Origin of the sequence: Nitrosomonas oligotropha (assembly GCF_900106555.1) — a bacterium.
Classification (GTDB): Bacteria; Pseudomonadota; Gammaproteobacteria; order Burkholderiales; family Nitrosomonadaceae; genus Nitrosomonas; species Nitrosomonas oligotropha_A.
Window position 1 is genome coordinate 42,646 of the sequence record NZ_FNOE01000021.1, and the last position, 6,523, is coordinate 49,168.

Genomic DNA, 6,523 nt, shown 5'->3' on the forward strand with positions numbered 1-6,523 from the left:
TATTTGCTACTCCTGTTTTAACGTTAAAATGAATTTGCGGATTGGTTTAGATTTATCTGATAGTTGGCACCTCCTTTTTGATAGCGTTGCTCATTCAAATCCCCCATGCGCTTGTTTCAGGAAATATTCCAATACTTCAGGATCAGCCTTGCATTTATCAATTACCAGATAATGATCTGTTTCAGGTTCACAAATCTTGAAAAGCCATGCCCGGACCATTTCGATTTGCAGTAATTGAATATCAGAATTTTTTTTGTTTTCTTCTGAAATAGAACTGGCAAAACTGACAGAAGGTAATCCCGATTCTTTTGATGAATCTGGCGGATCATTAAATTTTTTTTCACTTTTTCTTGAATTTGAACTGACAAAGCTGACAGAAGCATCTTTTGGCGGTTTTGTCAGTTCACTTTCAGGGGAATTATGAAAATTTTTTTCATTTTCGATTTGTTTCAATCTGGAAAGATAACCGCTCATGATTGCACCCAATGTAATAATGTTGTTGGTCTGCCCTCGGTGAAAGTCTCAACTTTTGCCAGGTGGTTGTAATCCAATAAAACATTAATCGCGGCTTCAGCTTTCTTTGGTGTGTCGATACCAGCCCAGCACTTCCGGTAAATATCTCGAACCGTGAACGGGCTATTTAGTTTGCCTTTCTTCAGTTTCGTTAAAACTGATTTTGCAGCATCAATGCCGGGCTGAGTTCCGTAGCTGTATACCCGCCGCGCGTGTGATTCCAGATACTCGCAATAGGCTAAGGCGCGTAGCAAAGACGATTCTGATACGCTCTTTTCCTCGCTGTTACACAAGTGATTGATTAACGCCAATGCGGGAACCAGCTTTCGATACTTTGACAGGTGCGACACTATGGCTGGATGATCCTCATCGGATCGTAACCGCTTTTCGAGATTGCACAGCCACTCAATAAAAACTTCTTGTGCGCTATCATCAAAATGAAGATATGGTGTCTTGCAGTATTCGCCAATGGTGGCTATTGCTACAGCGTCAAGGCTATGAAGCTTTCTAACAAGATCATTAACGGTATCCCTTACCAGCTTATCCGGGAATCTGTCAATGTATTCATACTTTGGCGATATATCAGGATAAACCATCAGCCCAAAGCGTTGCAGCAAGCCATCAGCGCCCGCGCCGCCTGCAAGTGCTTCTCTCACGTATTCAGCCAACACCCCGGCTGTATTCCGCCAATAATCGATAAACAAGCGGATTCGATATGCAAATTAGTACCACGCATGATCCTGTCGATTGTGTAGGATTGATTGCCATCCGCTGCCGTTAAATAAAAAGCTCGCGCGCCTTCCTGCCCTTGCTTATCAAGGCTTTTAAGCAATCCAATAAGCTCATCGGCCTCGAATAAAATCCCGTTGGGATTCTCAATCATTAATTGACCAAGTGCTTCCGCCGTTGCGTCATTGGTTATGAGTCTTGGGGCTGTTTCTGTCTGTGGCAAAGTATCGGATTCGCTTTTCAAGAATCCTGAAATATCAGCATCGGGATCATTTTTTAGCGCCTTTCTTGCCTGTGACTTCTTGGCAGCTTGTCGAAGCTTCGATTCTTCCCCTGAATTCATCAATTGGGCGTTACGTTGATGGATTTCTTGCGCAATCTCTATTTGCAATTGTTTTAGTGGTTTCAGAACTTCGTTACGATTTGGCGATTTCATTACACCGGAACCGCCGATTACCGCGCCCCAAAGATTTGGAACAATTACCCAGTTATCACGCCTCTTTGGTCTTATCCCAATTTTGCAGCCGGTTACAGCACTAAACATTAAGTAGGTATTTACGGCCGCAAAATCGGGCGGGCATTGCATCCGCTCTGAAATATCTTCAACGTAACCGCGAATGCTTGCCGGTAAGAAACAGTAATCGAACGGTTTCACTTCCGGCAATTCGGGTAGCGGTTCGGGTATCAGTGCACTAGGCTCAGTGGGGTCTATCGCGGCTTCAGCTTTTTGGCGTAAGTTCATCGCGCACCCTCCAAATACGTCAAACCATCGTTGAGGCGCAAAATAATTTCAGCAACAAAATCCCTGTCATCACTAGACAGCGCATTCAGCTTTTTCAGATCGTTCGCAACCACTAATAGCCGGATCAAATCGCCACGCAAGACATGAAACATTTGCCACGCTGAAAAAACCGCCGCGGCTTTGTTTTTCGTACTTTGGATTGTCGGTCGGCGGGAATAGGGTGCTAGGATCAATACCCAGTGCATTACAAATATCAACGCCACCGGCGTTGCAGCCAAAGCAGTGAACCAAGATAATTCCATCAGTTTTTTGCGTTACGGCAAGGCTCGGCGTCCGATCCTGGTGAACAGGGCAGCAAGCGACATAACGCCCCTCGCCAATTCGTCTAGCTTTCGTTAATCTGCCAATAATTTCATGCAAGCTGCCGCCATCGTGCTGCAATTTTGTGTTAAGATTCATCTCGCAAAACTCCAAAAGTAGTCATGGGAAAGCCGTCCGGGAATACTCTCCCGGCGGCTTTTTTGTCACTCAAGTTTGTTTGATGATTTGAACCTGTCTAGCTCTGCCCGCACTTCGGCTTCGGAAATTTGAGGCAACAATTGATGAATAAACTGTCCCGCGAATGCAGCCGCCTGAAAACTGTAAGGCGCTCCGCTTCCAGCGTTCGCAACCATTGCTGCAATTAGATTTTTGCGCAGCGTTGTGTCATCCTTGATCTTTGCAATCGCAGCATTTCGTTGTTCTGCGCAAAATTCGCGTTGCGCTGCTGCCGTTGCCAGTTCCGCTTGTAGAATCTGCTGATCAATTTCCCTGACTGCGTCCTGCGCAAGCGTTTTCAACCTTTCAGCTTCAGCAAGTTTTGCGCGTTCTGATTCAATCTCTGCGCGTGAAGCTTGCACCTGCTGCATATTTGCCTCGTCGCAAATGTAGCGCCGCTCCAAAAGGATGTGAGCATGTTCAAGGTTGGCAAGCTTCGCGTGTATTTCCGCGGTCATACTGTCGCATGATTGCTTTTTGTCTTGAAACTTGCTGCGACGTGTGAGCAATTCGGCGTGTGCGGATCGGGCGGATTTTAAATTTTCCATTACGCTGCGCCTCCATTTAACAGTCTTGCAACGTCAGCGACAGGCCATAAAAGACGATTCCCAAGTTTTTTAGGTCGAATGCCGAAATATTCACCGGTCAGGCAGTATGCTTTCCTAACTGTTTGGGGTTTGTGATTCGTCACTAGCGCAATTTCTGCGGTCTGGATAAAATCGCGATGACTCGCGAGTTCTGCCAACTGGTGTGGTATGTTTTGATGATTCATTGCAACCTCATTATCAAGCTGCCGTCAGCGGGATTGCTGTTTAAGCAGATTGATTTGAGATTACGCGTAAGTCTTTTGAAAGTAATCCCGCAGTTTTTGGGTAAATTAGCGGGATTTTTAATAAATCGATTAATAAAAAGTTATCGTAATTTTCGGCAGATCATTACCGCGTGCAATAGCAAGCAAGATTTTTTTGTATTGGCTTAAAGTTCCGCCCGTGATCACCTCAACATCATGGCAATATTCTTCTGACAAGGTTTTACCTATTCCGATTTTTTCCCCTGCCTTTTCGTAAAAACCAGAATCAATTGGTTGCGTAGGATCATTCTCAAGCATGTTTTTAGCTTCTTGAAATACCGCAAATTTCATAAATTCTTTTTTCTTATTTGCGGCTAATTGCGTGTTTTTTGGAAAAGGACTACCTAGAACATCATTCCAATCTTTTGACTCGAAGCTCAATATTTTATCTATGCCGTGAATAAGTTGTTGCGCAGCCCATTGTGGCATGATCAAGCGATGGCGGGCACACACTTGAACGGCCCGCATTAAGCCAAGATTGTCTCCTTTCTCATACTGAGACTGAAGTTTATCCAATAATTTCAATGCGTACCATTGATCTAAAAGACTTGTGGGATTTGATGGATTGTCTTTGTTGCTTGGCTGTTTCGCATTCGAGCGAATGACTTCAGTTAATGTTTTTTTTGCCAGTTCATCTTGATCCATACGCATTCCCTTCAAAATGCCCTTCATGAAGTTCCACCCCAAGCGGTGAAGGTCTCCGCTTTTCGCCTGATCGGGGCTAGGGGTGGTATTGCTCTGTTAAGCTTAATGCTGCTTTATCCAATCCCGTAACGCGTCATTAATGCGTGTTTGCCAGCCATTGCCGGTTGCCTTGAATTGCTCCAATATGTCCGTATCCAGGCGAAGTGTTACCTGTTCCTTTTTTCCGCTTCCTTGTGGCCTTCCGCGTGCTTTCCTGAATTGCCGCAATTCTTCATTCGCTAAAGGTAAATTATCCGGATCGGTAAGCGCGGCGGCTGTAATCTGCGCGTTTTCTGCTTCGGTTGGTCTAATTAATTTCTTGCTCATAAAAGTCAAATTCTCTATGGTTAGCTTTGCGTAAGCTGATTATTCGCCGTTCATCTTCACGGTCGACATAAACCGCGCAATATAATCTTTCGCCAATTGGTGCTAAGGCGATCATGCGGATTTCCCCATAATTCCGCCGTGTGTCTTGCCATGTCAATGCGAAATCCCAATCAATAAGCGCTGCATCGGTCAGTGATACGCCATGCTTTTCCTTGTTTATTGCATCCTTGGTAGCATCGCAAATCACTTTCATATATTAATGTAGTTACGTTTATTATTGGAGTCAAGAATTATTTGTAGTTATGTTTATTTCTTTATAACGTGTAACCCTGCCTGTGTTGGTGCAAAATTAATCCCAGCTTCTTGCAGTATCCAAGCTTCAATCTTAACGTGCCATACTCGAAGCAAATCAAGCGGGCGGCGTATGTAGTTTTGTTCTCGCACACCTTGCGGCTTGTGCCCTTGAATTTGGGCGGCGATACCGGCAGGCATTTCTATCCATTCACAAAGACTGGCAAAAGATCGCCGTAGTCCATGCAAAGTTAAATCCAATCCAGCAATTGTGCAGGCTTTCCGGTGGGCTATGGATGGATCGGTTAAGCGGCCACTTGCAGCGGTAGGGCTTGAAAATACCCATTCATTGCGGCGGGTGAGGGTGGATAGCAGGTTGGTCACATAGGGCGTTAACGGGATGATTCTAAAATCATCAACTTTGTCATTGATCGTTAAACTGTTCCATTGAAAATCTATATCCCGCCAGCGTAAAGAAGCGATTTCTTCGCGGCGTGCACCGGTCAGTAAAAGAGTTTGCAGATATGCGGATATGACTGGATTCTGAATTTGTTTGATTGTCTTAAACCATGCGGGCAATTGCTCGCGCTGTAATACGTCATGTTTAACTTTAGCTTTTCCTAGACTCTCTCTAGCATCATTATTCTGTGCTGGATTGCTTGTCACAATCGCTTTGTAGGTTGAGTGTCTGCCACACCATGAAAGAAATGCTCGCAATAACCTGAGAGCAAGGCGGGCGCGTGTTGGCCGGATCAATGCTTCATTTCTTGCCCATTCGGTCACCAATTCCGGCGTTAAATCTACCAGTCGGACTGACGCTAATGGCGTGAGTAATCCGGGTTCTGTCAGTTTCTTACTTCGTTTGCGTGGATCGCCGCCAGCCTGCATAACTTTTTCATGGTCACGGATATGTAGTTCTGACCATAGCGGCTTGCGGGCAGTCACATATTCTTCCCATGCTTGACGTACTGTTACGATTTCACGGGTTTCTTGTGCTTTCTTGGCAGCGACGGCGGCTTGCTGTGCTGCCTTATTGTCGGCTGTAACTTGCCGGGGATCGTAGCCTTGATCTATAAGAGATTTAAGGCGGCGCGCTTCTTTTCGTGCATATTCAATGCTCTTCTTATTTACATCACAAATCGTTATGCGTGCAGATTTTCCGTATATTTTGGCCTGGAATATGAATGATTTTGATCCCGAGGCTGTGACAATAACACCCAAGCCTTTATCCTCGCTATCCCAAAGATAAGTGCGCGTCTTTCCTTCTTCGCATTTTAACTTTGCGATTCGTCCGGTGGTTAACTTGACTGCAAGAAATCTCAGAGTTGTTTACAGATAGGTTGATTGAAATAAGCGGTGAGTATTTCATAAGGAGTGGCATTATTCAAACTCTTATGAGGCTTAACGGTATTGTAGAAATTAATCAAACGGAGAAGCTGAATGTGCCGATCGGCGCAGTCTTTAAAGTGAATCTTGCTGTGCCACATATCCATCAGGGTGCGGATAACCCGCTCAGCTTTACCGTTGGTTTGCGGACGATTGATACGGGTAAACTTCTGACCGATACCGTGCTGCCTGCAAACTTTGACGAAAGCGTGGCCGTCAGTTCCTTTAAATTCTTTGCCGTTGTCAGAATAAGCATAGTCGATCTGGTAAGAACATTGGGCAACAGTGCTTGTGAGAAAGCAAGCTGCACTATGCTGGGTTTTATCGGGAAGAATATCGGCATACAGCTCCCTGGAGAAATCATCGATTGCCACAAATAGATACTCGCGAGGTTCATTGGCGGATTGCCCTTTCAAGAAGGGAAGCCGCTTGGTATCGAAATGAACGAGCTCGCCCGGGTAAGA

The 6,523-nt window shown here is 45.2% G+C and carries 8 protein-coding genes and 2 pseudogenes; all 10 read right to left on the reverse strand.

Going from position 1 to position 6,523, the window contains the following annotated elements:
- Positions 1–90: 90 nt before the first annotated feature.
- The gene (locus BLU57_RS11295) at positions 91–474 is read right to left on the reverse strand and encodes a hypothetical protein (RefSeq protein ID WP_090320793.1); all 384 of its coding nucleotides are present in this window, start codon (positions 472–474) and stop codon (positions 91–93) included.
- Positions 471–1,984, reverse strand: a pseudogene (locus BLU57_RS16875) (YfjI family protein). The gene BLU57_RS11295 and the pseudogene BLU57_RS16875 overlap by 4 nt, the downstream one beginning before the upstream one ends.
- Complete coding sequence (locus tag BLU57_RS16630) at positions 1,981–2,286, reverse strand: hypothetical protein (protein ID WP_256206259.1); 306 nt, start codon at positions 2,284–2,286, stop codon at positions 1,981–1,983. The pseudogene BLU57_RS16875 and the gene BLU57_RS16630 overlap by 4 nt, the downstream one beginning before the upstream one ends.
- Positions 2,287–2,299: 13 nt before the next feature.
- A pseudogene (locus BLU57_RS16880) lies at positions 2,300–2,443 on the reverse strand (CHC2 zinc finger domain-containing protein); the annotation flags it as partial.
- Positions 2,444–2,508: 65 nt separating this feature from the next.
- A complete protein-coding gene (locus tag BLU57_RS11315) occupies positions 2,509–3,069 on the reverse strand; it encodes a hypothetical protein (RefSeq protein WP_090320805.1) in 561 nt (186 codons plus the stop codon).
- A 353-nt stretch (positions 3,070–3,422) separates the two neighbouring features.
- Positions 3,423–4,043, reverse strand: a complete 621-nt coding sequence (locus BLU57_RS11325; RefSeq protein WP_090320811.1) for a hypothetical protein — start codon at positions 4,041–4,043, stop codon at positions 3,423–3,425.
- Between the two features lie 75 nt (positions 4,044–4,118).
- Positions 4,119–4,382: a BrnA antitoxin family protein gene (locus BLU57_RS11330; protein ID WP_090320814.1), complete on the reverse strand. Its 264-nt coding sequence runs from the start codon at positions 4,380–4,382 to the stop codon at positions 4,119–4,121.
- Entirely contained in the window at positions 4,363–4,635 is a 273-nt protein-coding gene (locus BLU57_RS11335; protein ID WP_090320817.1) for a BrnT family toxin, read from the reverse strand. The genes BLU57_RS11330 and BLU57_RS11335 overlap by 20 nt, the downstream gene beginning before the upstream one ends.
- A gap of 53 nt (positions 4,636–4,688) precedes the next feature.
- Complete coding sequence (locus BLU57_RS11340) at positions 4,689–5,996, reverse strand: tyrosine-type recombinase/integrase (RefSeq protein ID WP_176776431.1); 1,308 nt, start codon at positions 5,994–5,996, stop codon at positions 4,689–4,691.
- On the reverse strand, positions 5,993–6,523 hold a 531-nt coding region (locus tag BLU57_RS11345; RefSeq protein WP_218131662.1), incomplete at its 5' end, for an integrase core domain-containing protein. The genes BLU57_RS11340 and BLU57_RS11345, both read right to left, overlap by 4 nt.

Excerpts from the sequence above, each read along its gene's own strand:
- BLU57_RS11295 (WP_090320793.1), bottom strand. The coding sequence starts at position 474 with ATGAGCGGTTATCTTTCCAGATTGAAACAAATCGAAAATGAAAAAAAT.
- BLU57_RS16630 (WP_256206259.1), bottom strand. The coding sequence starts at position 2,286 with ATGGAATTATCTTGGTTCACTGCTTTGGCTGCAACGCCGGTGGCGTTG.
- BLU57_RS11315 (WP_090320805.1), bottom strand. The coding sequence starts at position 3,069 with ATGGAAAATTTAAAATCCGCCCGATCCGCACACGCCGAATTGCTCACA.
- BLU57_RS11325 (WP_090320811.1), bottom strand. The coding sequence starts at position 4,043 with ATGAAGGGCATTTTGAAGGGAATGCGTATGGATCAAGATGAACTGGCA.
- BLU57_RS11330 (WP_090320814.1), bottom strand. The coding sequence starts at position 4,382 with ATGAGCAAGAAATTAATTAGACCAACCGAAGCAGAAAACGCGCAGATT.
- BLU57_RS11335 (WP_090320817.1), bottom strand. The coding sequence starts at position 4,635 with ATGAAAGTGATTTGCGATGCTACCAAGGATGCAATAAACAAGGAAAAG.